This is a genomic window from Kitasatospora sp. NPDC096077, assembly GCF_040303245.1.
Classification (GTDB): Bacteria; Actinomycetota; Actinomycetes; order Streptomycetales; family Streptomycetaceae; genus Kitasatospora.
Genome location: NZ_JBEOSV010000018.1, coordinates 1 through 23,524, shown reverse-complemented (window position 1 = coordinate 23,524; position 23,524 = coordinate 1). Strand labels below are relative to the sequence as shown.

Below are 23,524 nucleotides of genomic sequence, written 5' to 3'. Positions count from 1 at the left end.
CGCACCGTCATGCCCGCACGGCCGCCGCCGCTCAGCGTCGCCGTACGGAGCGGACGTCGTGTGCGTCCACATGCGCCCGCAGGGAGGATCGCTGCTGCGTGCCCCCTGTCGCCCCCTCCAGGAAGGGGGCAGGGAGGCCCCGCCATGACCAACGTGATGCTGGACCCGAAGGTTCCCGCCGCTCCCGCCGCGACCCGCTCCGCCGTCCTCGACGACGCCCACGTGGGCGACATCAAGGGCGCGCTCGGCACCATCAAGCTCGACGACTCCGCCCCCCGCGGACTCTCCGCCCGGCTCAAGACCCTGCTGGCGATCGTCGGCCCCGGCCTGATCGTGATGGTCGGCGACAACGACGCCGGCGCCTTCTCCACCTACGGCCAGGCCGGCCAGAACTACGGCACCCAGCTGCTGTGGACGCTGGCCCTGCTGATCCCGGTGCTGTACGTCAACCAGGAGATGGTGCTGCGCCTGGGCGCCGTCACCGGCGTCGGCCACGCCCGGCTGATCCTGGAGCGCTTCGGCAAGTTCTGGGGCGCCTTCAGCGTCATCGACCTCTTCCTGCTGAACGCCCTCACCCTGGTCACCGAGTTCATCGGCGTGACACTCGCGGCCGGGTACCTCGGCCTGCCGAAGGTCGCCTCCGTCATCCTGGCGGCGGCGATCATCATCGCCTCGGCCTTCACCGGCTCCTTCCAGCGCTTCGAGCGGGTCGCCATCGCGCTCTGCGTCGGCTCGCTGCTGCTGGTGCCGATCTACTTCATGGTCCACCCGAAGACCTCGCAGATGGCCCACGACTTCGTGGTCCCGCAGATGCCGGGCGGCTCCGGCCAGCTCGCCGCCGTGATGCTGGTCATCGTCTCGATCGTCGGCACCACCGTCGCCCCGTGGCAGCTGTTCTTCCAGCAGTCGTACGTCATCGACAAGCGGATCACCCCGCGTTTCATGAAGTACGAGAAGGTCGACCTGTGGATCGGCATCGCCATCGTGATCATCGGCGCCGCCGCGATGATCGGCTTCACCGCCGCGGCCTTCGCGGGCACCGACGGCTTCGGCCAGTTCTCCGACGCGGCCGCCGTGGCCAAGGGCCTGGAGGACAAGGCCGGCCACCTGGTGGGCGTGCTGTTCGCGATCGCCCTGCTGGACGCCTCGATCATCGGCGCCTTCGCGGTCTCGCTCTCCACCGCCTACGCCATCGGCGACGTCTTCGGCATCAAGCACTCGCTGCACCGCGGGGTCAAGGGCGCCAAGGGCTTCTACGCGGTCTACGCGGGCCTGGTGGTGGTCGCCGCGGCGATCACCCTGCTGTCCACCGACTACCTCCAGGGTCTGATGACCCAGTTCGTCCAGGTGCTGGCCGGTGTGCTGCTGCCCTCCGCCACCGTCTTCCTGCTGCTGCTCTGCAACGACAAGGCCGTGCTCGGCCCCTGGCGCAACGGTCCCAAGACCAACGCCTTCACCTCCGCGGTGGTCGGCGTGCTGGTGATGCTGTCGCTGATCCTGACCGCCGCCGTGGTCTGGCCGGACATCAGCTCGGACGCGATCCTGTGGATCATGACCGGTTGCGGTGTGGCGGGCGTGCTGGTCGCCGGGTACTTCTTCGTGGCCGGCCGCACCGGCACCAAGGAGGACCCGATCGACCGCACCGACCGGGAGAACTGGCGGATGCCCCCGCTGGAGACCCTGGAGCGGCCGGTCATGTCCACCGCCCGCAAGGTCGGCATGGGCGCCCTGCGCGCCTACCTGCTGATCGCGATGATCATGGTCATCATCAAGGTCGTCCAGACCGCGCTGAACCACTGAGTCGCCGAGCGACTCCCGTACGGACGGGCGGTGGGCAGCGGCTCACCGCCCGTCCGTTCCCTTTCCGTGTCCGTTTCCCCGTGAAGGAGGTGCCGTCGTGCACACCCTGACCACCGTCGAGTTCCTGGTCCGGCTCGCCACCGGCGTCGCCTGCGGCGCGCTGATCGGCGTCGAGCGCCAGTGGCGGGCCCGGATGGCCGGCCTGCGCACCAACGCCCTGGTGGCGGCCGGCGCCACCCTGTTCGTGCTGTACAGCGAGGCGGTCGGCGACACCGGCAGCCCCACCCGGGTCGCCTCCTACGTCGTCTCCGGCATCGGCTTCCTCGGCGGTGGCGTCATCCTGCGCGACGGCGCCGGCGTCCGCGGCCTCAACACCGCCGCCACGCTGTGGTGTTCGGCCGCCGTCGGAGTGCTCGCCGCCTCCGGCAAGCTGGAACTGGCGGCCATGGGCACGCTCGCCGTGCTCGCCGTCCACGTCGTGCTGCGCCCGGCCGGCCGACTGCTCGACCGGGCCCCGCAGGCCGGCAGCGACCCGGACTCCACCAGCCGGGCCACCGTCCACCTGGAGTGCGACCGCAAGTCCGAGACCCACATCCGCGCCCTGCTGCTCCAGGCCCTGGCCGGCTCCGGCCTCTCGCCCACCGGCCTGCGCGCCCGCCGCACCGAGCAGGGCGACGCCACCAGCCTGCGGGCCACCGTCGCCATCAGCGGCCAGGTGACCCCGGCGCTGGAGCAGGTCGTCACCCGGCTGTCGCTGGAGCCGGGCGTCCGGGACCTGCACTGGCACCTGGACGCGGAGGACGACGACCACGGCAACCCGGCGATGGCGTAGGCGTACTCCTGCCGGCGAGCGCTGCTGTCGGCGGGGTCCCGAGGGCCCGAGGAGGTAGAACGGAGGGACCGTCACACGAACCTCCGGGAGGCCCGATGCCGAAAGTCGATCCGGACCACGGACCGCTGGTCCCGATGCTGCTGGTGCTGACCCTGGTCACCGGGGTGGTGGACGCGGTCAGCTACCTGGAGCTCGGGCACGTCTTCGTCGCCAACATGACCGGCAACGTGGTGTTCCTCGGCTTCGCCCTGGCCGGTGCCCCCGGCCTGTCCGCCACCGCCTCACTGGCGGCCCTCGCGGCCTTCCTGCTCGGCGCGCTGGCCGGCGGCCACCTTGTCCGGCACCTGCCCGGGCACCGGGGGCACCTGCTGACCGCCGCCGTCGCCGCCCAGGCGGTACTCGTCGCCGCGGGCACCGTGCTGGCGGCGGCGGTCGGCCACACCTCCGCACCCGCCCGCTACACCCTGATCGGCCTGCTCGCCCTCGCGATGGGCGGGCAGAACGCGGTGGTCCGCGCGCTCAAGGTCCCCGACCTCACCACCACCGTGCTCACCATGACCCTCACCGCCCTCGCCGCGGACCGCACCGGCCCGCGCCGGCTCGCCTCGGCGGCCTGGATGTTCGCCGGGGCCCTGCTCGGTGCCGCGCTGGTGCTGCACGCGAACGTGCCCGCCGCGCTGGCGCTGGCCCTGGTGCTGCTGATCGCCGTCGCCGCCCTCACCCACCGCGCCGCCAGGCCCGTCCCGGCACCGGCCTGGACGCAACGCCGCTAGGCCCTGTCCGGCGGATCTTGTCGCGGTCACTCCTCCCGGCGGTGCCCGGCGCGGCCGCTCCAGTGCGGTTCCAGCCGGGCCCAACCGGAGGTCCAGTCGGCCTCGGCCCGCCGGTCGAGGGCGTGCAGCCGCAGTCGCAGGGCGAGGACCAGGAGGGCGGACAGCACGAGCAGGGCGCCGGTGCCGGTGCAGGCGGCCGAGACGGCGAGGGCCGCGCGCTCGACCGGGGGAGCGGTGGCGTTGCCGTCCGGGTCGACCCAGATCTGGACGGCGGCACCGGCCACGGCCGAGCGCGGGGCGTCCACCAGGCCGGAGTGCCGGGTGTGCCCGGGGTAGCTCCAGGAGGCCGCGACATCGGTCCGGTTGCCGTAACCGCCGGAGGCGAGCCGGCCGGCGGCGGCGGAGTGGTCGGTGGTGTTGGTGACCACGGCCTCGATCCGGTGCAGCCGGGCCCGGTCGGCGTCGGCCCGGGGTGCGGTGGCGCGGTAGAGCAGCAGCGCGCCGCCGACCGAGAGGGCGGCGGTCAGCAGGCCCCCGACCACGGCGAGCAGCCAGGCGCGGGCGCGGGACCGGTCGAGGGGGCGGGCCAACGGTTCGTGCCGGGCACCGAAGGCCCGCCGCAGCTGACGGCCGGTTCGCCGCGGGAGCGACGCGGGCCGGGCCGGGCGGGGTGGGCTGGACACGCTGAGGACTCCTCAAGGACGCGGGCGCGTACGGGGTTTCGTCACCCAATCTCCACCCGACCGGCCCCCTCGCACAAGATGCGGTGCGCGCTCGTGGTGCCGACGCTCCTGACCACCCGGGACGTTCGGCCCTCGGCGGCGGGCCCCGGCTCCGGCAGGCTGGGGTCCGGCCGCGTCCCCCGTGCCCGGGCGCGGCTCCGGCCCGGTTGACCGTGGGGGTGCCGGGCCGCGGTGCGGAGCAGGGGGCGGTCGTGGGGCCGCCTCCTGCCCGTCCACCGCCGGAAGTTGACGTTTCGCCAGGTCAGGGCGGTATTCTTCCCAGCTATACACTCGGTGTATATCCCTGGTGTATGGTCCTCCCCATGAGTGTTCCTTTGACCCTCCTCGGACTGCTGGAGCGGGAGCCGAGCCACGGCTACGACCTCAAGCGCGACTACGACTCCTACTTCGGCCGGGGCAAGCCCCTCCCGTACGGCCAGGTCTACGCGACCCTCGGCCGACTGGCCCGCGACGGCAAGGTGATGGCCGGTGAGGCCGAGCCGGGGGACGGGCCCGAGCGCAAGCGCTACGTCATCACCGAGACCGGGGCCACCGAGTTCGAGACCTGGCTCCAGGAGCCGGTCGCCCCCGAACCCAATCTGCAGTCCGTGCTGTTCAGCAAGGTGGTGCTGGCCCTGATGCTCGGCCGCGACGCCGAGCTCTACCTCGACACCCAGCGCTCCGCCCACCTGCGCCGGATGCGCGAACTCACCGAACTGCGCCGCTCCGGACCGCTGGTGGACGCCCTGCTCGCCGACCACGGCCTGTTCCACCTGGAGGCCGACCTGCGCTGGATCGACCTGACCGTCGCCCGGCTCGACGCGCTGGCCGCGGAGGTGCGCGCATGACCGCCGTGATCGAGGCCCGGGACCTCGCGCTCGCCTTCGGCGAGACGCCCGCGCTGCGCGGGGCGAGCCTGTCCGTCCGGGCCGGCGAGGTGCTCGCCGTGATGGGCCCCAGCGGCTCGGGCAAGTCGACGTTACTCCACTGCCTGGCCGGCATCCTGGTGCCCGACGCGGGCGAGGTGCTGTTCGACGGGCAGCGCCTGGACACCATGAGCGAGGCCCGGCGCAGCGCCCTGCGCCGCGACAGCTTCGGCTTCGTGTTCCAGTTCGGCCAGCTGGTACCGGAGTTGACCGCCGAGGAGAACGTGGCCCTGCCGCTGCTGCTGAACGGCGTGCGCCGGGGAGCCGCGCTCGCCCAGGCCCGGCCCTGGTTCGCCCGGCTCGGCCTGGACGGCCTGGAGCAGCGCCGCTCCGGCGAGTTGTCCGGCGGCCAGGCCCAACGGGTCGCACTGGCGCGGGGGTTGGTGGCCCGGCCGCGGGTGCTGTTCGCCGACGAGCCGACCGGCGCGCTGGACTCGCTGACCGGCGAGCAGGTGATGGAGCTGATGGTCGGTTCGGCCCGGGAGCAGGGCACCACCGTCATCCTGGTCACCCACGAGCCGAGGGTCGCCGCCTACGCCGACCGCGAGGCGATCGTCCGCGACGGCCTGGCCCGTACCCTCTCCACCGGATCGGTGGCCCCGTGATCGCCTTCTCGCTCCGACTGGCCGTCAGCGGCGGCCGGGAGGCGGTGGCCCGGTTGCTGATGATCGCGGCGGCCGTCGCGATCGGGGTCGGGCTGCTGCTGTCCACCTTCTCCGGCATGAACGCGATCGACCGCGCCAATGAGCGGCAGAACTGGATGAACACCGGCGTCCAGGGCGCGACGGCCGCCACCTCGGCGGACCCGCTCTGGTGGGGCGCCCGCGGCGACTACTACCGGGGCAAGCGGATCTTCCGGGTCGACCTCGCCCCGACCGGCCCCGCCGCGCCGTCGGTGCCCGGCCTGAGCCGACTGCCCGCGCCCGGCGAGTACTACGCCTCGCCCGCGCTGGAGAAACTGCTGCGCGACACCCCGGCCGTCGAACTCGGCGACCGCTTCCCGGGCCGGCTGGCCGGCACCCTCGGCGACGACGCGCTGCCCTCCCCGGACACCCTCGCGGTGGTCGTCGGGCGCACCGCCGACGAGGTCGAGGCGCTGCCGAGGGCGCACACCGTCACCAGCATCGCCACCGCGCTGCCCGCCGACTGCTCGGCCGACTGCTACGGCGCGGGCGTGCACGGGGACGCCCTGCTCCTGGTGGTCACCGTGGTGGCCGCAGCGCTGATCTTCCCGGTGCTGATCTTCATCGGCACCGCGACCCGGCTCTCCGCCGCCACCCGGGAGCAGCGCTACGCCGCGATGCGCCTGGTGGGGGCGACGCCCGGTCAGGTGTCGCTGATCTCGGCGGTGGAGTCCACGGTGGCCGCGGTGATCGGCACGGTCGGCGGCCTCGGCCTGTACGCCGCGCTGAAGCCGCTGGTCGCCGACGTCCCGTTCACCGGCGACCGGTTCTTCGCCGCCGACCTCGGCCTGACCCTGCCGCAGGTCGCCGGGGTGGTGCTGGGGGTGCCGCTGGCGGCCGCGCTGGCCGCCCGGTTCGCGCTGCGCCGGGTCACCATCTCCCCGCTCGGGGTCTCCCGCCGGGTCACCCCGAAGCCGCCGAGCCCCTGGCGGTTGACCCCGCTGGTGGCGGGCCTGGCCGAACTCGGCTACTTCGTCGGCAACCACCCGAAGACCACGAACGCGCAGTCCCTGGCCTATCTGAGCGGCTTCGTGCTGGTCATGCTCGGCCTGGTGGTCGCCGGTCCGTGGCTCACCCTGGCGACCGCCCGGGCGGTCGCCAGGCGGACCAGCCGGCCGGCCTCGCTGATCGCGATGCGCCGCCTCTCGGACGACCCGCGGGCGGGCTTCCGCTCGGTCGCCGGCCTGGTGCTGGCGCTGTTCGTGACCACCGGGACCCTCGCCATCATGAGCACCATCGACGCCAACCAGGGCGCGCTGGACGGCGCGCCCTCGGTGCGCAAGGCGATCGTGGCCACCCCGTTCGGCAACCGGGAGGAGGCGGCCGCGCTGCCCTCGGTGCCCGACCGGGTGCTGGCCCGGGCCCGTGCCGTGCCCGGCTTCCAGGGGATCGCGCTGGTCCACGACAACCCGGCCGAGGTCGGGGCGTACCAGCAGGGCCCGCGTCCGGTGGTGCCCAGCCTGGTGATCTGCTCGGAACTCGCACAGATCCCGGTGGTCGGCCACTGCGCCCCGGGGGCGGCCGTCGCGGCGGTCGACCAGTTCCAGTTCGTCGACCTGCTGGACGCCTCCCAGCACGAGTGGCCCGCCGCACCGGTCTCCGCGGCGGAGGTGGCCGGGCTCCCGGTGCGGATGCTCTACGCGACCACCGACGGCTCCGCGGCGGCCAAGGAGCAGCTGCGGACCCTGTTCATGCGTGAACTCCCGACCTACGAACCGCGGTTGGCCGAGGACTGGTCCTCCGAGGGGCAGCGGAAGCTCCAGGGCTGGCGGCAGCTGGCGGACGCGGTGCTGCTGACCACCCTGCCGATCGCCGGGTGCAGCCTCGCGGTCAGCGTGGTGGCCGGACTGTCCGACCGCCGCAGGCCGTTCGCGATCCTGCGGCTGACCGGCGCACCGCTGCGGCTGCTGCACCGGGTGGTCGGGCTGGAGAGCGCGCTGCCGCTGCTGGTGGTGTCGGCGCTCGCGATCGGGACCGGCTTCGCCGCGGCGGCGATGTTCCTCGCGTCGCAGATGAAGTACGACCTGGTCTCACCGGGTCTGGCGTACTACGGCCTGACCGGCTTCGGGCTGGCCGCCTCGTTGGGGATCATCGCCTCGACCCTGCCGCTGCTGCGGCGGATCACCGGGCCGGAGGCGGCGCGCAACGGCTGACGGCGTCGGGCCGGAGCAGGCGGCCCCGTCGCCCGTGGATCCGTCGGTGCTGCGGATCAGCGGGCGACGGGGTAGCTGCGCGTCCCGTCCCGCCGGGCCACGTCCAGCCCGTCCAGCCAGCTGCCGAGCACCAGCCCGGACGGGTAGAACATCGGCTCGGGCAGCGCGTCCACCGCGAAGCGCTCCCAGCCGGCGCAGGTGTGCGGCTCGGTGACCAGCGCCTCGGCCAGGCTCGGCGGAGCCAGCACCGCGGCGGTCAGCCGGGGCCGGCCGAGCTCGTGGTCCAGGTGCAGGGCGAGCACCCGCATCCGCTCGGCCGGCAGCACGATGCCGGTCTCCTCGGCGAGTTCGCGGGCCGCGGTCCGCTCGAAGGACTCGCCCGGGTCGACCTTGCCGCCGGGCAGGCTCCAGGTCGGCGGCTCGCCGGCGGTGATCCGGCGGCCGATCAGCACCCGGCCGTCCCCGGTGGGCACGATGATCCCGGCGCCGAGCAGCGGCGCGGTCGGTGCGGTGCTCAACTCGGGCTCTCCTTGGGGTGGTCACCGGTCGGCCGGACGGCTACCAGTTGCCGCGCTCGTAGTCCTTGAGGAAGCAGCCGTACAGATCCTCGCCGGCCTCGCCGCGGACGATCGGGTCGTACACCCGGGCCGCGCCGTCGACCAGGTCGAGCGGGGCGTGGAAGCCCTCGTCGGCGAGCCGCATCTTGTCCGGGTGCGGCCGCTCGTCGGTGATCCAGCCGGTGTCGACGGCGGTCATCAGGATGCCGTCGGACTCGAACATCTCCTGCGCGCTGGTGCGGGTGAGCATGTTGAGCGCGGCCTTGGCCATGTTGGTGTGCGGGTGGCCGGCGCCCTTGTAGCCGCGCTGGAACACGCCCTCCATCGCGGAGACGTTGACCACGTACTTGCGGCGGGACGCGGAGGCGGCCATCGCCGGGCGCAGCCGGCTGATCAGGATGAACGGCGCGGTGGAGTTGCAGAGTTGGACCTCCAGCAGCTCGACCGGACCGACCTCGCTGACGGTCTGCACCCAGCTGTTGGTCGGTGCGAGGTCGGGCACCAGGCCGCCGGCGTCGATCGCGGTGCCGGCCTCGATCCGGGCCGGGGTCGCGGAGCCGGTGACCAGGGCGAGCGAGGTGACGTCCTCGGCGGCCAGTCGCTGCCCGCCGTCGCTCGGCTGGTGGGGGAGGGCGGGCAGGTCGACGCTGCCGCTGTTGAACCGGCCGATCGTGGTGGCCTGGGGCAGTTCGCCGGCCGGCAGCGGGGCGGACTCGGCGTTGACCAGCTCGCGGTAGGACTCGGCCGGCCGACGCACGGTCTGCGCGGCGTTGTTGATCAGGATGTCCAGCGGACCGTCGGCGGCGACCTCGTCGGCCAGGGCCATCACCTGGGCCGGGTCGCGCAGGTCGATGCCGATGATCTTGAGGCGGTGGATCCACTCGGCGCTGTCCGGCATCGCCGTGAAGCGGCGGATCGCGTCGTTGGGGAAGCGGGTGGTGATGGTGGTGTGGGCGCCGTCGCGCAGCAGCATCAGCGCGATGTACATCCCGATCTTGGCCCGGCCGCCGGTCAGCAGCGCGCGCTTGCCGGTGAGGTCGGCCCGGGCGTCCCGGCGGGACCGGTTCAGCGCCGCGCACTTCTGGCACAGGTTGTGGTAGAAGGCGTCGACCTCGACGTACCGGGTCTTGCAGGTGTAGCAGGAGCGCGGGCGCTCCAGGATGCCGGCGATCTCGGTGGTGGTGACGGTGGTCAGACCGAAGGCACCGGCCGTCTCGTCGTCGATCCGGGTCGGCGCGCCGGTGGCCGTGCGGGCGGTGACCTCGCGGTCGTTGGCCGTCTTGCGGGCCCGGGTCTCCTGGCGGCGGCGCTGCTTGAGGGTGCGGAATATGCCGCCCACGGCCTGCCGGACGGTGATCGCGTCCGGGTGGTCGACGTGCAACCGGTCGAGCTCGGCGAGCACGTCCAGGCAGAGCTTCAGGCGCTCGGGGTCGAGGCCGGGACCGTAGTCGATCTCCTGCTCGCCCTCCTCCACGTCTCGGCCCCGCTCGATGTCCGTCTGCTCGATGCTCACCCGTGCTGCCGCTTTCCCGCTCGCCCCGCTGTTACCGCGTACCGCGTGAATGCTACGGGAGCGGCGGGGGCCGGAGCGAAAGCCGGAGGTGGGGGCCGGGGTGGACCCGGCAGGCGGGGCCGGGCCCGGAACCGGCGGGGGGCGTCTTTGGAGGATCATCCATGTCTACGCGCGGAGCACTGATCATGGTTTGTGCACATCCCCAGCAATGCCGCTCGAACTGGCATTTGCCCCCGCCCTCACGGAGAATCGAATGCTGGGTGCCGGGCGCCCGAGTGCGCTCCGGCGGCATCGCCGCAACCGCACCCGAGGTGTAATTTCTCCCAGCCAGAGAGCCCATTCATGCGTTTCCTGAACGACCTCAAGCCCTCGTACGACCTGACGTACGACGACGTCTTCATGGTCCCCAGCCGTTCCGCCGTGGGCTCCCGGCAGGGTGTCGACCTCTCCTCGAACGACGGCACCGGCACCACCATCCCGCTGGTGGTCGCCAACATGACCGCCATCGCCGGCCGCCGGATGGCCGAGACCGTCGCCCGCCGCGGCGGCCTGGTGGCCATCCCGCAGGACATCCCCACCGAGGTCATCGCCGAGGTCATCTCCTGGGTCAAGCAGCGCCACCTGGTGGTCGACACCCCGATCACCCTGGCCCCCGGCGCCACCGTCGCCGAGGCGCTCTCGCTGCTGCCCAAGCGCGCCCACGGCGCCCTCGTCGTGGTCGAGGACGGCAAGCCGGTCGGCGTCGTCACCGAGTCCGACTGCCAGGGCGTGGACCGCTTCACCAGCCTCGCCGACATCATGTCCCGCGAACTGCTGCTGCTGGACGAGGACATCGCCCCGCGCGAGGCCTTCGACAAGCTCACCGAGGCGCACCGCAAGCTCGCCCCGGTCGTCGACCGCGAGGGCAAGCTGGTCGGCCTGCTCACCCGCAAGGGCGCGCTGCGCGCCACCCTCTACACCCCGGCCGTGGACGCGAACGGCAAGCTGCGGATCGCCGCCACCGTCGGCATCAACGGCGACGTCGCGGGCAAGGCCAAGGCGCTGATCGACGCCGGGGCGGACGTGCTGGTGGTCGACACCGCGCACGGCCACCAGGAGAGCATGATCAGCGCGCTGCGCGCGGTGCGCGGCCTGGACCCGCAGATCCCGATCGTGGCCGGCAACGTGGTCTCCGCCGCCGGTGTCCGCGACCTGGTCGAGGCCGGCGCGGACATCCTCAAGGTCGGTGTCGGCCCGGGCGCCATGTGCACCACCCGGATGATGACCGGCGTCGGCCGCCCGCAGTTCTCCGCCGTGCTGGAGTGCGCCGCCGAGGCCCGCCGGCTCGGCAAGCACGTCTGGGCCGACGGTGGCGTGCGCCACCCGCGCGACGTCGCCATGGCGCTCGCCGCCGGCGCCTCCAACGTGATGATCGGCTCCTGGTTCGCCGGCACCTACGAGTCCCCGGGCGACCTGCAGACCGCCGCCGACGGCCGCCAGTACAAGGAGAGCTTCGGCATGGCCTCGGCCCGTGCGGTGAGCAACCGCACCGCCCAGGACTCCTCCTACGACCGGGCCCGCAAGGCGCTGTTCGAGGAGGGCATCTCGCACTCCCGGATGTTCGTCGACCCGGCCCGCCCGGGCGTCGAGGACCTGATCGACTCGATCGTGGCCGGCGTGCGCAGCTCCTGCACCTACGCGGGCGCCAACAGCCTGGAGGAGTTCCAGGAGAAGGCGATCGTGGGTATCCAGAGCGCGGCCGGCTACGCCGAGGGCAAGCCGCTGCACTCCAGCTGGGCCTGATCGCGGTAGCGGCGGCGTCGGGGCCGAGGTCGGACCCGGACCCGGGCCCGGACCCGGTGCCTCCCGTCACGCCTGCTCGTCGGCCGTCCGGCTCCTCGCTTCGGGGAGCCGGGCGGCCGCGCCCGTTCCGGGGGCGTCCGCGCAGCCGTCGTACGGCAGCAGCGGGAGCAGCAGGGCGTGGCCGAGCAGCCCGACCGAGCCGTCCAGGGCGGCGGTGAAGGCCCGGGCGGCGGCCGGGAGCCCGCGCAGCTCCCAGAGCGCCTGGACGGCCGACCAGGCGCCCTCCCGGGCGGTCTCGACCGACCAGGTGCCGAGCAGGTGGGTGAGCGGCCTGGCGTACTCCGGCAGTTCGGGCCCGGGCAGCAACTGCTCCCGTACGACCGACTCCACCTCGGCCAGCACCCCGTTGATCCGGTGGTAGTCCTGCTCGACCTCGGCCGGCCCGCAGCCCCGGCGGAGGCAGAGGTCGACCACCGCCAGCGGCAGGTCGTGCTGGATGTGGGCGTTCATCCCGGCCAGCGCGAACTGCAGCGGGTGCACGCCGGGGTGGGCGCGCAGCGCGAACAGCGGTCGCCAACAGGCGGGCGGCTGCTGCCCGGCCGCGTCGGCGGCCACGGCTAGCAGGTACCGTCCGGCGAACACCGCGTCCAGCTCGGCCATCGCCGGCGGGTCGGCGAAGTACCCGCCGTCGGTGGAGCGGTCGCCGTCGGCGGAGTGCCCGCCGTCGGTCGAGTACCCGTCCGCGAGCCGGTCGCGGACCGCCTCGGTCACGGTGAGGTAGAGCCGGTTGAACACCGCCACCCCGTCGGACAGTGGCAGGGCCGCCCCGATCTCCCGCAGTCGGCCGACCACCTCCTCGACCGTGACCGGCGTTCGGGCCGCCGTCGCACGGGCCGTCGCCCAAGGGGCCGTCACCGTGCGAGTCGTGACCGTGTGAGCCGCTGGCGTGTGAGCCGCAATCGTGCGGGTCGTCGCTGGACCGGGCATGCGCCACCCTCCGAGACCGATCGTGCACTGATCGCATCATCGTGGCAGCGCGTCGCCGCGCTCGGCCGGTGCGGCGCGCGTCCGTCCGGCCGGTGTCACACGATCAGTCCGACCCCGCCGTGCGAGGGTGCAGACTTGATCTTTACTTTGCCTCGACTTTACCTATAGCTCACCTCCTGCCATGATCCCGACCGTGATCAACCGTCGTACCCTGCTTGCCGCGCTCGCCGCGGCCCCTGCCCTCGGCACCCTCGGCGCCGCCGTGGGCAGCACCCCCGCGAGCGCCGCCGACCTCTACCCCTCCAACACCGCGCTGTACGCCAACCCGGCCCTGGTCGAAGGCGTCGACTACGGCCGCCGCTACCGCCGCCACCTGATCGACGACCAGAGCCCGCAGGACCGCACGGCGTTCATCCGGACCACCGTCATCGCCCCGCACGGCGGCGGCATCGAGGGCGGCACCTCCGAACTGTGCCTCGCCATCGCCGGCTACCACCCCGCGGACCTCGCCCCGACCCCGGCCGCCGGCCCGGTGCGCGACTTCTGGATGTTCGAGGGCCTGCGGTCCTCCAACAACAGCGCGCTGCACGTCACCTCGACCCACTGCGACGACACCGTGGTCCGGGCGATGTGCGCCGGCAGCCTCAACGTGCTCTCGCTGCACGGCTGCACCACCGCCCAGGCCGGCCTGGAGGCGGGCGCCCAGGCCGTGCTGGTCGGCGGCCTGAACTCCACCCTCCGCCAGTACCTGATGGAGGAGTTCGCCGCGGCGGGCATCCGGGCCGTGACGGCCTCCGGTGAGGAGGAGATCGCCGGCATCTCCCCGGAGAACATCTGCAACCGCAGCATGCTCGGCATGGGCGCCCAGCTGGAGATGACCACCGAGCTGCGGGCCGCGATGTTCGCCCCGGGCAAGAACACCCGGGCCGACCGGGCGGCCAACACCCTGCCGCTCTTCTGGAGCTTCACGGCGGCCGTCCGGACCGCCGTCCAGCGCCTGGAGGCGACCCAGCCCATCCTGTGACGGACGGACGGACGGATGGACCGACCGACTGACCGACCGAAGGGGCGACCGGACCCCGCCCGCTGCGCCGCGCCCGTCGTCGGGGGCGCAGCGGGCGTCAGCCCAGCTGGTAGGCCAGCACGTAGGTGTGGGCGCCGGACTCGTCGACGGCCAGCCGGAACTCGCCGGTGATCCCGGCCAGCTCGCCCGCCCCCGTGCCCGGCACCACGCGTATCGTCACCCCGCTGGTGTCCCAGGCCGCGTGCTGGAGCACGAACGAGCCCGCCTTCCCGTCCAGTTCGCCGGTCACGTGCTCCACCGCGACGTACGAGGCCGGCCCGCCCGACGTGCCGCCGACGGACAGCATCCGCACCTCGCTGCGGCCGCTCAGCCCGCCCGTGAACGTCTTGGTGATCCGGACCCGCCCGAAGGCGGTGCCGCCCTCGTGCTCCTCCGTCTCGCCCGGCTCGAACGCCGTCACCTCGAACGACCCGCTCACCTCGGCAGTCATGGCACGCTCCCCTCGTAGTCCGCACCCCGGCCGACCGTTCGTCGACCGTGTGTGAAGCGTTGCACACGGCACTGACAATCGCGCCCGCGTCCTCCGGCACAGCCGCCCCGGCAGCCCCGTCAGTGGTCCCAGCGCAGCGCCAGCAGTGCCGCGTCGTCGGCCAGCCCGGGCTCGCCGACCCAGCCCCGGACGTCCGCCAGCACCGCGTCCAGCAGGTCGGCCGGGCTGCCGCCGTGCAGTCCGGGCAGCCGTTCCGCCAGCGGGTAGAAGCAGCCCCGGGCGTCCCGGGCCTCGGACACCCCGTCGGTGTGCAGCAGGAGCAGATCGCCCGGGCCCGGGTCGAAGCGGCTCGCCGCGTAGTCCTCGCCGGTCAGCTCGCGCAGGCCCAGCGGTGGCGCGGGGACGGGCGGCGCCAGCTCGGCGACCCGGCCCGCGCGGCGCAGCAGCGGGGGCGGATGGCCGCAGTTCACCACCCGGACCGGCTCCCGGCCGGCCGGGACGTCCAGCAGCAGCGCGGTGGCGAACCGCCCGTCGTCGCCCGGCCGGGCGGTGAGCGCCGCGTCCAGCCGCTCCGCGAGCCGAGCGGGGTCCGGCTCGGTCCGTGCCGCCTCGCGGAACACCCCCAGCACGTCCGCCGCCGTCTCCACCGCCGACAGCCCGTGCCCCTGCACGTCCCCGAGCAGGACCCGCACCCCGAAGCGGGTCTCCACCACGGCGTACAGGTCCCCGCCGATCCGGGCCTCGGCCGTCGCCGCGACGTACCGGACGGCCAGCCGCAGCGGGCCGATCCGCTCGGCGGGCGGTCGCAGCAGGGCCCGCTGGGCCGCCTCGGCCACCGTCCGGACCTGGTAGAGCTCCCGCTCCCGGGCCGCCACCAGCACCACGCTGGCCGCGCTGGCCAGCGTCGAGGCCAGTACGGTGACCGAGACGGTGATCCGGACCGAGGCGGGCAGCTGGGTGTTCTCCGACTCCAGCGCGCCGACCGCGACCAGTGCCGCCGCGCCGACCAGCAGCGGCACCCGGGCCTTGCGGGTGGTGGCCCCGGCGAGCACCGGGGCCACCGCGAGCAGCGGCGACAGGGTCGCCCCGGGACCGATGGCCAGGGCCGCCGCGACGGCGGCGACCAGCAGCAGGAGGGCGCCGTACAGCAGCAGCCGGGTCCGCCGTGGCAGGTGCAGCGGCGGGAGCCCGTCCGGGCCGGCGGCGGTCACGCGTCCTCCTTCAGGGGGGGCAATGGTGCTCCGGGCCCGAGGGCCTTCGAACCACTTTCCCCGTACCGCCCCGGGTCAGCACCTCGGCACCCCGGCGCACCGGGGTCGCGACACCCCGGTGTCCCTGCCCCCGGTGCCCCGGTACCTCGGCGCGGGCTCCGGTGCGGCGCGCACTAGGCTGGGCCGGGAGATGAGACGCAAGAGCCGCCGCCCGGCCTCCCCCCTTCCGCAGCGCCGCGGCGTGGACCCGGTCCACCTGCGGCTGCCGCTGGAGGGCGACTGGCCGACGGTCCGGGAGCACCTGGTCGAGCGGCTGCCCGCGGTGGCGGCGGCCCGGGTCGAGACGGCGCTGCGGGACGGCGAGATCGTCGGCGAGCAGGGCCCGATCGGCTTCGACGAACCGTTTCGCCCCGGTGCGCACCTCTGGTTCTACCGGGACCACCCGGCGGAGGTGCCCGTCCCCTTCGACCTGGTGGTGCTGCACCGCGACGACCACCTCGTGGTGGTCGACAAGCCGCACTTCCTGGCCACCACCCCGCGCGGCCGGCACGTCGTCGAGACGGCGCTGTCCCGGCTGCGGCACTCCCTCGACCTGCCCGCGCTCAGCCCCGCCCACCGGCTGGACCGGCTCACCGCGGGGCTGGCCATGTTCGTGGTCCGGCCCGAGGACCGCGGCGCCTACCAGACGCTGTTCCGGGACCGGCTGGTGCGCAAGGAGTACCAGGCGATCGCCGGGTACGACCCGGAGCTGAGCCTCCCGCGCACGGTACGCAGCCACATCGTCAAGGAGCGCGGGGTGATCGCCGCCCGGGAGGTCGTCGACGCGCCGCCGAACAGCGAGAGCCGGGTCGACCTGCTGGAGCACCGCGACGGCCTCGGCCGCTACCGGCTGCGGCCGCTCAGTGGGCGCACCCACCAGCTGCGGCTGCACATGAGCGGCCTCGGGCTGCCGATCCTCGGCGACCCGGTGTATCCGGTGGTGCTGCCCGAACCGGCCCCGGACGACTTCCGCCGCCCGCTCCAACTGCTCGCCTCGACGGTCGAGTTCACCGACCCGCTGTCCGGTCGGGAGCGCCGCTTCGAGAGCCGGCGCACGCTCGCCGCCTGGGCCGACCGGCCCGGCTGGGAGTCGGGGGCCTGACCGGCACCCGCCCGTGGCCGGACCGGGTTGCGGCCGGGTTCGTGGGAGCCGATCAGGGAGCGGCGAAGTCCTGGGTCCGGCCTGCGGTCTAGGGCGAACGGAGGACCCGGTCCCGGTTCCGCCGCCCGATCCGCCGCCCGCCCCGGCGGCGGGATCGTTGAGCCATGAACGCAGCACCGCACACCGCCCCCGCCACCGCCCCCGCCCCCGTCGCCCTGGTCACCGGCGCCTCCCGCGGCCTCGGGCTGGCGCTCGCCCACGCCCTCGCCGCCGACGGCTGGCACCTGGTGATCACCGCCCGCGGTGCGGCCGAACTCGCCGAGGCCGCCGCCGGTCTGGCGGCCGTCACCAAGGTCGTCGCGCTCCCGGGCTCGATCGTCGACGACGACCACCGCGCCCACCTGGCCGAGGCCGCCGAGGGCCTCGGCGGCGCGAGCCTGCTGGTCAACAACGCCGGAACGCTCAACGGAGCAGCCGCCCCCGGCGCCGAACCACTGCCCCGGCTGGCCGACTTCCCGCTGCCCGACCTGCTGGAGGTCTTCGAGGTCAACGCGCTCGGCCCGATCGCCCTCACCCAGCTCGTCCTGCCGCAACTGCGCGCCCACTCCGGCGCCGTCCTCAACATCAGCTCGGACGCCGCCGTGGTGCCCTACCTCGGCTGGGGAGGGTACGGCGCCAGCAAGGCCGCGCTGGACCTGGCCACCGCCGTACTCGCCCGCGAGGAGCAGGAGTTGAACGTCTGGGCGGTCGACCCGGGCGGCATGCGCACCCGGATGCTGCAGCAGGCCGAGCCCGACCAGGACCTCTCCGGCGAACCGCTGCCCGAGCAGATCGCCCCGCTGCTGCTCGGCCTGCTGCACGACCGCACCCCCTCCGGCCGCTACCGCGCCGAGGACCTGGCCGCCGGGGCCCCGGAAGTCACCGCGGCCGACGGCGGCGGGCGATGACGACCCTGGCCGGGCTCGACCCCGACGTCACCGTCCCGCCCGAACTCTCCGCCCGCGCACCGGCGGAGGCGCGCGGCGGGGCCCGGGACGGTGTGCGGATGCTGGTCGGCCGGCGGACCACCGGCGCCGTGGAGCACCGCCGCTTCACCGACCTGCCCGAGGTGCTGCGCCCGGGGGACCTCCTGGTGGTCAACAACTCGGCCACCCTCCCGGCCGCCCTGCCGGGCCGACTGCCCGACGGCACCCCGGTCGCGCTGCACCTCTCCTCCGCCCAGCCGGACCGACAGGGCGCCCATCTGGTCGAGTTGCGCCGGGCGGTGCCCGGCGCGGCGGCGGCCTACTACCCGCCGGAGGAGTCCCCGGCCCGCCCGGGCCTGCGCGTCTCGCTCCCGGCCGGCGGTGCGGCCGAGCTGGTGCAGGCCTTCACGCCGCGCCTCTGGTACGCCGAACTCACCCTTCCCGCACCCCTGTTGCGCTACCTGGAGCTGCACGGCCGACCGATCCGGTACGGCTACGTGGACCGCGAGTGGCCGATCGAGGACTACCAGACGGTCTTCGCGACCGTCCCCGGCAGCAGTGAAATGCCCAGCGCGGCACGACCGTTCACGGCCGGGACGGTGGCCCGGCTGGCGGGCCGCGGCGTGCTGGTCGCGCCGGTCACCCTGCACACCGGGGTGGCCTCGCCGGAGGCGCACGAGGCCCCGTACGCCGAGCGCTTCCACGTCCCGGCGGCCACCGCCCGACTGGTCGGCCACGTCCGGGCCGGGGGCGGCCGGGTGATCGCCGTCGGCACCACCGTCGTCCGCGCCCTGGAGTCGGCCGTCGGGTCGGACGGCACGCTCCAGGAGGCGGACGGCTGGACGGAGTTGGTGATCACCCCGGAGCGCGGCGTGCGCGCCGTGGACGGTCTGCTCACCGGCTGGCACGAGCCGCGGGCCTCCCACCTGCTGATGCTGGCCGCCGTCGCGGGCCGCCCGCTGCTGGCCGCCTGCTACCGGGAGGCCGTCCGACGGCGTTACCTGTGGCACGAGTTCGGGGACGTCAACCTGCTGCTGCCGAACTGACCGACGGGCCGTGCGGCGGCGGGCGTTCAGGCCAGCAGGGTCTGCGCCACGTGGTGGGTGTCCAGGTACTCGCGGACGGCGGTGATCAGGCCGTTCTCCACGGTGAACACGCCCAGGCAGTGGTTCCGGTACGCGGTGCCGTTGGCGGCCGTACCGACGGTGGTCCACTCGGCCACGGCCTGCGGGCCGTCGGCGAGGACCCCGGTGAGGGTGATGGTCGGCAGGCCGTCGGGGGCGAACAGGGTGCCGACCTGGCCCAGGAAGTCGCCGAAGATCTCCTGCTTGCCGTGCCAGGTGCGGGAGAGCGCGAGGTCGCCCGGGTAGGTCCAGGTGGCGTCCTCGGCGAACAGGGCGACGGCGGCGTCCCGTTCGCCGGCGGCGATCCGGGTGACGTACTCGGTGACGACGGTGCGGGCGTCGGTCTGCGGCATGGTGGGCTCCTGGCTGCTGTGGTCCGTCCGGTCGGGCTCTCCGGCCGTGGCACCAGCAAAGCCCGGGGGCCGCCGGGGCGGCCAACAACCCCGGGTGCCTTCCGACAACCGCCGGTTGTTCATCCAGGCGGGGCGCCCGGCGGCAGCTCCAGCTCGAACCAGACCACCTTGCCCTCACCGGTCCGTCGGCTGCCCCAGCGGTGCGCCAGCTCGTTGACCAGGTGGATGCCGCGCCCGCCCTCGTCCTCGTTGCGGGCCCGGCGGATCCGGGGCGTCTCGTCGTCCCGGTCGGCGACCTCGACGGTGAGCACCCGGTTGCAGAACAGCCGCAGCTGGGTGGGCGATCCGGCGTGCACCAGGGCGTTGGTGATCAGCTCGCTGGTGAGCAGTTCAGCGCCGTCGCTGAGCGCGTCCAGGCCCCAGGCGGCGAGCGTCTCGCGGGTGAACCGGCGGGAGTGGGCGACCATCGCGTGGTCGCCGGTGAGCGGCAGGGCGGCGATCCGGTCGGCGCCCTGCGGGCGGACCTGCGCCATGATGACGGCGATGTCGTCCTCGGCGGTGGGGCCGGTGAGCCGGGTCAGTACGGCGTCGCAGGTCTGTTCCAGCGATTGGCGCCGGTCGGCGACCGTGTGGCAGAGCAACTCCAGTCCCTCGTCCAGGTCGTGGCCCCGGCGCTCGACCAGCCCGTCGGTGTAGAGGGTCAGGATCGCCTCCTCGGGCAGGGTGAACTCGACGCCCTCGAACGGGACTCCGCCCACGCCGAGCGGTGCGCCCGGCGGCAGCTCGACCAGCCGGGCGTTGCCCGCGGTGTCGGCGACCACGGGCGGCAGGTGGCCGGCGCACGCGGCGGTGCAGCTGCGGTCGGCCGGGTCGTAGACCACGCAGACGCAGGTGGCGAACTGGCCCTCGCCGAGTGCCGCGGTGGCCTCGTCCAGCCGGTGCAGGACCCGGGTCGGCTGCAGCTCCAGGGTGATCAACGTCCGCGCCACCGTCCGGAGTTGGCCCATGGTGGCGGCGGCCCGGATGCCGTGGCCCATCACGTCGCCGACGATCAGGGCGACCCGCCCGGAGGACAGCGGCACCACGTCGAACCAGTCGCCGCCGACCTCGCTGACCACGCTGCTGGGCAGGTAGCGGTAGGCCAGTTCCAGGCCGAGGGTGCGGTGGATCTCCTGTGGCAGCAGGCTGCGTTGGAGGGTGAGCGCGGTGTCCCGCTCCCGCCGGTAGAGCCGGCCGTTGTCGATCGCCAGCGCGGTACGGGCGGCCAGTTCCTCGGCCAGCGAACGGTCCGCCGGACCGAACGGCACCGGATTGCGGCTGCGGACGAACTCGGCGCCGCCCAGCACCAGTCCGCGCGCCACCAGCGGCACCATCAGGTACGAGTGCACCCCGGAGGCCAGCGCCGGCTGCACCCGGTCGGGGGAGGCGACGATCCGCCGCAGCTCCTCCTCGGTCACCTCGGAGACCAGGATCGAGCGCCGGGTGCGCAGGCTCTGCGCGTACACCGCCGCGGACTGGGAGGTCTCGCCGACCTGGTCCGCGGCCGCCGTCATGACGTTGTCCGACGCCGAATCGCCGACCGCCACCGCCCGCATCAGCACCGGCCCGACCCGCGGCACCGCGCCCGGCTCCTCGCCGCCGAGCACCGCGTCGCGCAGGTCCACCGTGACGAAGTCGGCGAAGCGCGGGATCACCACGTCCACCAACTCCCGTGCGGTGCGGTGCAGATCGAGCGTGGTGCCGATCCGGTTGCTGGCCTCGTTCAGCAGACCGAGCCGCTGCTGGGCGGCCCAGGCCTCGTCCAGCGCGCGCTGCCGGGCGGTGGCCGCGTCGCGCTCGCGGGTGAACAGCAGCGCATTGTCGATCGACACCGCCGCCCGCACCGCCAACTCCCCGGCCAGCGCCAGGTCCTCGTCCTCGTACGGGCGCTCGACCAGGGTCCGGTAGAAGCCCGCGACGCCGATCGGATTGCCGCGCGCGATCAACGGCACGACCATGAACGACAGCACGTTCTGCTCCCGTACGGCGGCGGTGCGCACCGGATCGTCGGCGAACCAGGCCATGCCCTCCTCGTCCATCCGCGGCACCAGCACCGGCTTGCGGTGCGCCAGGCTCCACGCGTACGGCGAACCGGGCGTGAACCGGTGCACCCCGCCCAGCCGGGCGATCGGCGCCAGGGTCGAGCCGTGCACCGAGTGGAACGCCATCCGGCGCAGCAGCGCCGAGCCGTCCGCGGGGGCCCGGGCCTCGCGCTCGCCGCGGACCAGCTCCTCCAGCACCTCCACCACCACCGTGTCGGCCAGCCGGGGCGTCGCCACCTCGGCCAACTCGTGCGCGGTGCGGTCCAGATCGAGCGTGGTGCCGATCCGGGCGGAGGCCGCGTTGACCAGCGCGAGTCGCTCCTGGGCGGCCTTCGCCTCGCGCAGCGCCTGCTGCCGCGCCAGGACGGTCTGGTGCTGGCGCAGGTACAGCCGGGCGTTGTCGATCGCGACGGCCGCCCGCGAGGCCAGCTCGTCACCGAGCGTGATGTCGGCCTCCGCGAAGGACTCCCGCTCACCGCGTCGCGAGTACACCACCATGCCGAGCGTGGTGCCGCGCGCCACCAGCGGGGTGATCCGCACCGAGCGCGGCCGGTCGCCCAGGAAGGCCCGGCGGCCGCTCTCGTTGATGCCCTCGCTCAGCGGCGGCAGCTCCCAGGACGGCACCACCACCGTCCGCCCGGTGATCAGCGCCCGGGCGTACGGGGAGTCGGCCGGCAACTCGTACACCGAGTCCAGCGGCAGCGCGTCGGCCGGATACAGCGGGTCGGCGGTGGCGATCGCCAGCCGGCGCACCAGCTGCGGGGTGCCCGGGACGGGCGCCTCGACGTTGCGCCCGGCGATCAACGCCTCCAGCGCGAACACCCCGCTGATGTCGGCGACCCGGGGCACCATCGCGTCCGCCAGCTCCCGGGCGGTCTGCCGCAGGTCGAGCGTGGTGCCGATCGAGGCCGTGGCGTCGACCAGCAGCGCCAGCCGCTCCTGGGCCCGGGCCGCCCGGGCGTCGGCCCGGTAACGCTCGGTGACGTCGACGATGGTCCCGCTCACCCCCAGCACCCGCCCGACCCGGTCCGCCAGCCGGAAGTACGAGGCCGACCAGGCCCGGTCCCGGCGCGGATCGCCCGGCGTCCGGCCGTGCGCCCGGAAGTCCACCACCGACCGGCCGCTCGCCAGCACCTCCCGCATCACCGCCTCGGACTCGACGGCGTTGATCCCCGGCAGCACCTCGGTCAGCCGCCGCCCCAGGTGCTCGGCGGCGGCCACACCGTTGCTCTGGGCCAGCGCCTCGTTCAGCCGCACGTACCGCAACTGGGTGTCGAACACGGCCATCCCGACCGGGGACTGGGTGAAGAAACCGTCCAGCACGGCCAGATCCGCCTGGATCCGGCGCAGCGTCGTGACCTCGGACGCCACCGCCAGCACCAGTGGCACCCCGCCGGGCCCGCTCACCGGATGGGTCCGGAACTCCAGGTTCACCAGGTGCCCGTCCCGGTGCCGCACCGGGAACACCCCGGACCACTCCCGGCCCGCCAGGATCTCCCGGAACAGCTCCAGCACCTCGGGCCGCTGCTCGTCGGAGGTCAGCAGCCGTGCCGCCTTCGCCCCCACCGCCTCGTCCGCACGGTAACCGAGCAACGCCTCCGCGTCGCCGCTCCAGTGCAGGATCCGACCGTCGGCCTCGATCAGCGCCGTGGCGATCGGCACCATCAACAGGGCCTCCCGCCGAGGCTCCCCCCGGCGCTGCGCGTCGTCGTTCACCATGGCCAGAGAACCGCCCGGAGCTCGTTCCCCCCAGCCCTGCCATCCTCGCACGCGGCCCCCGAGCCCCGCCCCTCGTGGCTACCGGCCCGCCCACCCCAGCGTGGGCGCCACCAGGACCCGCACCAACCGGTTGTGCAGCACCCGGTACCCCGGGGTCACCCACAACCGGGACCTGTCGACCACCGGCGGCGCACCGTCCCGGTAGAGGTACGCGACGTACCGCCGGTACAACGGCCCCCCGGCAACCAGCAACACCGGCGCCGCCACCACGGCCCCGACCCACACCGCACCCCGGCAGACAAAGTCCCCCACACTCCCCGCCCTCATGCGCCAACACTCCCACACCCGCCACAAGTTGCGCTCCGGCTCCGGCTCCGGCTCCGGCTCCGGCTCCGGCTCCGGCTCCGAGCTCGGGCTCCCGGCCCCTGGCCCCTGGAGCTCGGCCCCGGTTTACGGCCCTTGCCCCTGGCCCAGGCCTACGGTCACCGGCAGCGGGACCGCGGGCTGCAGGACGGACGCTCCGCTCCTTAAGTCACGCCCCGACGAGTCCGCCTCATGACCGCCCCCACCTCACTCGCCCCCGCTGCCAGCGAGGGAGTGTCATGAATCAGGTGGACACCCTGATTAAGGGAGACACTGATGAGCTCGCTGACGGATCACCGGATCGGGTCGGCTTCTGACGGATCGG

19 protein-coding genes are annotated in these 23,524 nt (G+C 74.1%); 11 read left to right on the top strand and 8 right to left on the bottom strand.

Going from position 1 to position 23,524, the window contains the following annotated elements; all coding sequences use genetic code 11:
* The first annotated feature begins 144 nt into the window (after positions 1-144).
* The 3 genes from ABTZ03_RS17815 to ABTZ03_RS17805 all read left to right on the top strand — a co-directional run bounded on the left by ABTZ03_RS17815 (position 145) and on the right by ABTZ03_RS17805 (position 3,405).
* Positions 145-1,800: an NRAMP family divalent metal transporter gene (locus ABTZ03_RS17815; RefSeq protein WP_350513913.1), complete on the top strand. Its 1,656-nt coding sequence runs from the start codon at positions 145-147 to the stop codon at positions 1,798-1,800.
* 97 nt (positions 1,801-1,897) lie between these two features.
* Positions 1,898-2,632, top strand: a complete 735-nt coding sequence (locus ABTZ03_RS17810) for an MgtC/SapB family protein (protein WP_350513912.1) — start codon at positions 1,898-1,900, stop codon at positions 2,630-2,632.
* 95 nt (positions 2,633-2,727) lie between these two features.
* Entirely contained in the window at positions 2,728-3,405 is a 678-nt protein-coding gene (locus ABTZ03_RS17805) for a YoaK family protein (RefSeq protein ID WP_350513911.1), read from the top strand.
* A gap of 26 nt (positions 3,406-3,431) precedes the next feature.
* Here the strand turns inward: ABTZ03_RS17805 and ABTZ03_RS17800 are convergent, their stop codons facing one another.
* A complete protein-coding gene (locus ABTZ03_RS17800; RefSeq protein ID WP_350513910.1) occupies positions 3,432-4,088 on the bottom strand; it encodes an Rv1733c family protein in 657 nt (218 codons plus the stop codon).
* A 362-nt stretch (positions 4,089-4,450) separates the two neighbouring features.
* Between ABTZ03_RS17800 and ABTZ03_RS17795 the strand changes: the two genes are divergently transcribed.
* From ABTZ03_RS17795 to ABTZ03_RS17785, 3 genes are read left to right on the top strand one after another with little or no spacing between them, the layout of a single operon-like run.
* A complete protein-coding gene (locus ABTZ03_RS17795; protein WP_350513909.1) occupies positions 4,451-4,975 on the top strand; it encodes a PadR family transcriptional regulator in 525 nt (174 codons plus the stop codon).
* A complete protein-coding gene (locus ABTZ03_RS17790) occupies positions 4,972-5,658 on the top strand; it encodes an ABC transporter ATP-binding protein (protein ID WP_350513908.1) in 687 nt (228 codons plus the stop codon). The genes ABTZ03_RS17795 and ABTZ03_RS17790 overlap by 4 nt, the downstream gene beginning before the upstream one ends.
* Positions 5,655-7,889 carry an FtsX-like permease family protein gene (locus ABTZ03_RS17785; RefSeq protein WP_350513907.1) on the top strand — a complete coding sequence of 745 codons (2,235 nt, stop codon included), beginning with the start codon at positions 5,655-5,657 and terminating at the stop codon, positions 7,887-7,889. The genes ABTZ03_RS17790 and ABTZ03_RS17785 overlap by 4 nt, the downstream gene beginning before the upstream one ends.
* Before the next feature lie 56 nt (positions 7,890-7,945).
* Here the strand turns inward: ABTZ03_RS17785 and ABTZ03_RS17780 are convergent, their stop codons facing one another.
* On the bottom strand, positions 7,946-8,407 hold the full coding sequence (locus ABTZ03_RS17780; protein WP_350513906.1) for a nucleotide triphosphate diphosphatase NUDT15: 462 nt from the start codon (positions 8,405-8,407) through the stop codon (positions 7,946-7,948).
* Positions 8,408-8,447: 40 nt separating this feature from the next.
* Entirely contained in the window at positions 8,448-9,920 is a 1,473-nt protein-coding gene (locus ABTZ03_RS17775; protein WP_502894503.1) for an SDR family NAD(P)-dependent oxidoreductase, read from the bottom strand.
* A 381-nt stretch (positions 9,921-10,301) separates the two neighbouring features.
* Between ABTZ03_RS17775 and ABTZ03_RS17770 the strand changes: the two genes are divergently transcribed.
* A complete protein-coding gene (locus ABTZ03_RS17770; protein ID WP_350513905.1) occupies positions 10,302-11,741 on the top strand; it encodes a GuaB1 family IMP dehydrogenase-related protein in 1,440 nt (479 codons plus the stop codon).
* A gap of 66 nt (positions 11,742-11,807) precedes the next feature.
* Here the strand turns inward: ABTZ03_RS17770 and ABTZ03_RS17765 are convergent, their stop codons facing one another.
* Positions 11,808-12,656 carry a DUF5995 family protein gene (locus tag ABTZ03_RS17765; protein WP_350513904.1) on the bottom strand — a complete coding sequence of 283 codons (849 nt, stop codon included), beginning with the start codon at positions 12,654-12,656 and terminating at the stop codon, positions 11,808-11,810.
* Positions 12,657-12,909: 253 nt separating this feature from the next.
* Here ABTZ03_RS17765 and ABTZ03_RS17760 point away from each other — a divergent pair, with 253 nt between their 5' ends.
* Positions 12,910-13,752 carry a poly-gamma-glutamate hydrolase family protein gene (locus tag ABTZ03_RS17760; protein WP_502894497.1) on the top strand — a complete coding sequence of 281 codons (843 nt, stop codon included), beginning with the start codon at positions 12,910-12,912 and terminating at the stop codon, positions 13,750-13,752.
* Positions 13,753-13,849: 97 nt separating this feature from the next.
* Here ABTZ03_RS17760 and ABTZ03_RS17755 read toward each other — a convergent pair whose 3' ends face one another.
* Together ABTZ03_RS17755 and ABTZ03_RS17750 are read right to left on the bottom strand one after the other, a co-directional pair.
* On the bottom strand, positions 13,850-14,242 hold the full coding sequence (locus tag ABTZ03_RS17755) for a DUF3224 domain-containing protein (protein WP_350513902.1): 393 nt from the start codon (positions 14,240-14,242) through the stop codon (positions 13,850-13,852).
* Positions 14,243-14,361: 119 nt separating this feature from the next.
* A complete protein-coding gene (locus tag ABTZ03_RS17750) occupies positions 14,362-15,453 on the bottom strand; it encodes a PP2C family protein-serine/threonine phosphatase (RefSeq protein ID WP_350513901.1) in 1,092 nt (363 codons plus the stop codon).
* A 190-nt stretch (positions 15,454-15,643) separates the two neighbouring features.
* Between ABTZ03_RS17750 and ABTZ03_RS17745 the strand changes: the two genes are divergently transcribed.
* The 3 genes from ABTZ03_RS17745 to ABTZ03_RS17735 all read left to right on the top strand — a co-directional run bounded on the left by ABTZ03_RS17745 (position 15,644) and on the right by ABTZ03_RS17735 (position 18,605).
* Positions 15,644-16,594 (top strand): pseudouridine synthase, encoded by a 951-nt coding sequence (locus ABTZ03_RS17745; RefSeq protein ID WP_350513900.1) that lies wholly within the window; start codon positions 15,644-15,646, stop codon positions 16,592-16,594.
* A gap of 164 nt (positions 16,595-16,758) precedes the next feature.
* Positions 16,759-17,541 (top strand): SDR family oxidoreductase, encoded by a 783-nt coding sequence (locus ABTZ03_RS17740; protein WP_350513899.1) that lies wholly within the window; start codon positions 16,759-16,761, stop codon positions 17,539-17,541.
* Positions 17,538-18,605 (top strand): S-adenosylmethionine:tRNA ribosyltransferase-isomerase, encoded by a 1,068-nt coding sequence (locus ABTZ03_RS17735; RefSeq protein WP_350513898.1) that lies wholly within the window; start codon positions 17,538-17,540, stop codon positions 18,603-18,605. Before ABTZ03_RS17740 ends, ABTZ03_RS17735 begins: the two co-directional genes overlap by 4 nt.
* 26 nt (positions 18,606-18,631) lie before the next feature.
* Here ABTZ03_RS17735 and ABTZ03_RS17730 read toward each other — a convergent pair whose 3' ends face one another.
* Positions 18,632-19,036 (bottom strand): nuclear transport factor 2 family protein, encoded by a 405-nt coding sequence (locus ABTZ03_RS17730; RefSeq protein WP_350513897.1) that lies wholly within the window; start codon positions 19,034-19,036, stop codon positions 18,632-18,634.
* Between the two features lie 119 nt (positions 19,037-19,155).
* A complete protein-coding gene (locus ABTZ03_RS17725) occupies positions 19,156-22,836 on the bottom strand; it encodes a SpoIIE family protein phosphatase (protein ID WP_350513896.1) in 3,681 nt (1,226 codons plus the stop codon).
* Positions 22,837-23,524 lie beyond the last annotated feature (688 nt).

Coding starts and splice junctions, on each gene's coding strand:
- ABTZ03_RS17770 (WP_350513905.1), top strand. CDS start 10,302: ATGCGTTTCCTGAACGACCTCAAGCCCTCGTACGACCTGACGTACGAC.
- ABTZ03_RS17740 (WP_350513899.1), top strand. CDS start 16,759: ATGAACGCAGCACCGCACACCGCCCCCGCCACCGCCCCCGCCCCCGTC.
- ABTZ03_RS17790 (WP_350513908.1), top strand. CDS start 4,972: ATGACCGCCGTGATCGAGGCCCGGGACCTCGCGCTCGCCTTCGGCGAG.
- ABTZ03_RS17795 (WP_350513909.1), top strand. CDS start 4,451: ATGAGTGTTCCTTTGACCCTCCTCGGACTGCTGGAGCGGGAGCCGAGC.
- ABTZ03_RS17815 (WP_350513913.1), top strand. CDS start 145: ATGACCAACGTGATGCTGGACCCGAAGGTTCCCGCCGCTCCCGCCGCG.
- ABTZ03_RS17755 (WP_350513902.1), bottom strand. CDS start 14,242: ATGACTGCCGAGGTGAGCGGGTCGTTCGAGGTGACGGCGTTCGAGCCG.
- ABTZ03_RS17735 (WP_350513898.1), top strand. CDS start 17,538: ATGACGACCCTGGCCGGGCTCGACCCCGACGTCACCGTCCCGCCCGAA.
- ABTZ03_RS17730 (WP_350513897.1), bottom strand. CDS start 19,036: ATGCCGCAGACCGACGCCCGCACCGTCGTCACCGAGTACGTCACCCGG.
- ABTZ03_RS17725 (WP_350513896.1), bottom strand. CDS start 22,836: ATGGTGAACGACGACGCGCAGCGCCGGGGGGAGCCTCGGCGGGAGGCC.
- ABTZ03_RS17805 (WP_350513911.1), top strand. CDS start 2,728: ATGCCGAAAGTCGATCCGGACCACGGACCGCTGGTCCCGATGCTGCTG.
- ABTZ03_RS17745 (WP_350513900.1), top strand. CDS start 15,644: ATGAGACGCAAGAGCCGCCGCCCGGCCTCCCCCCTTCCGCAGCGCCGC.
- ABTZ03_RS17760 (WP_502894497.1), top strand. CDS start 12,910: ATGATCCCGACCGTGATCAACCGTCGTACCCTGCTTGCCGCGCTCGCC.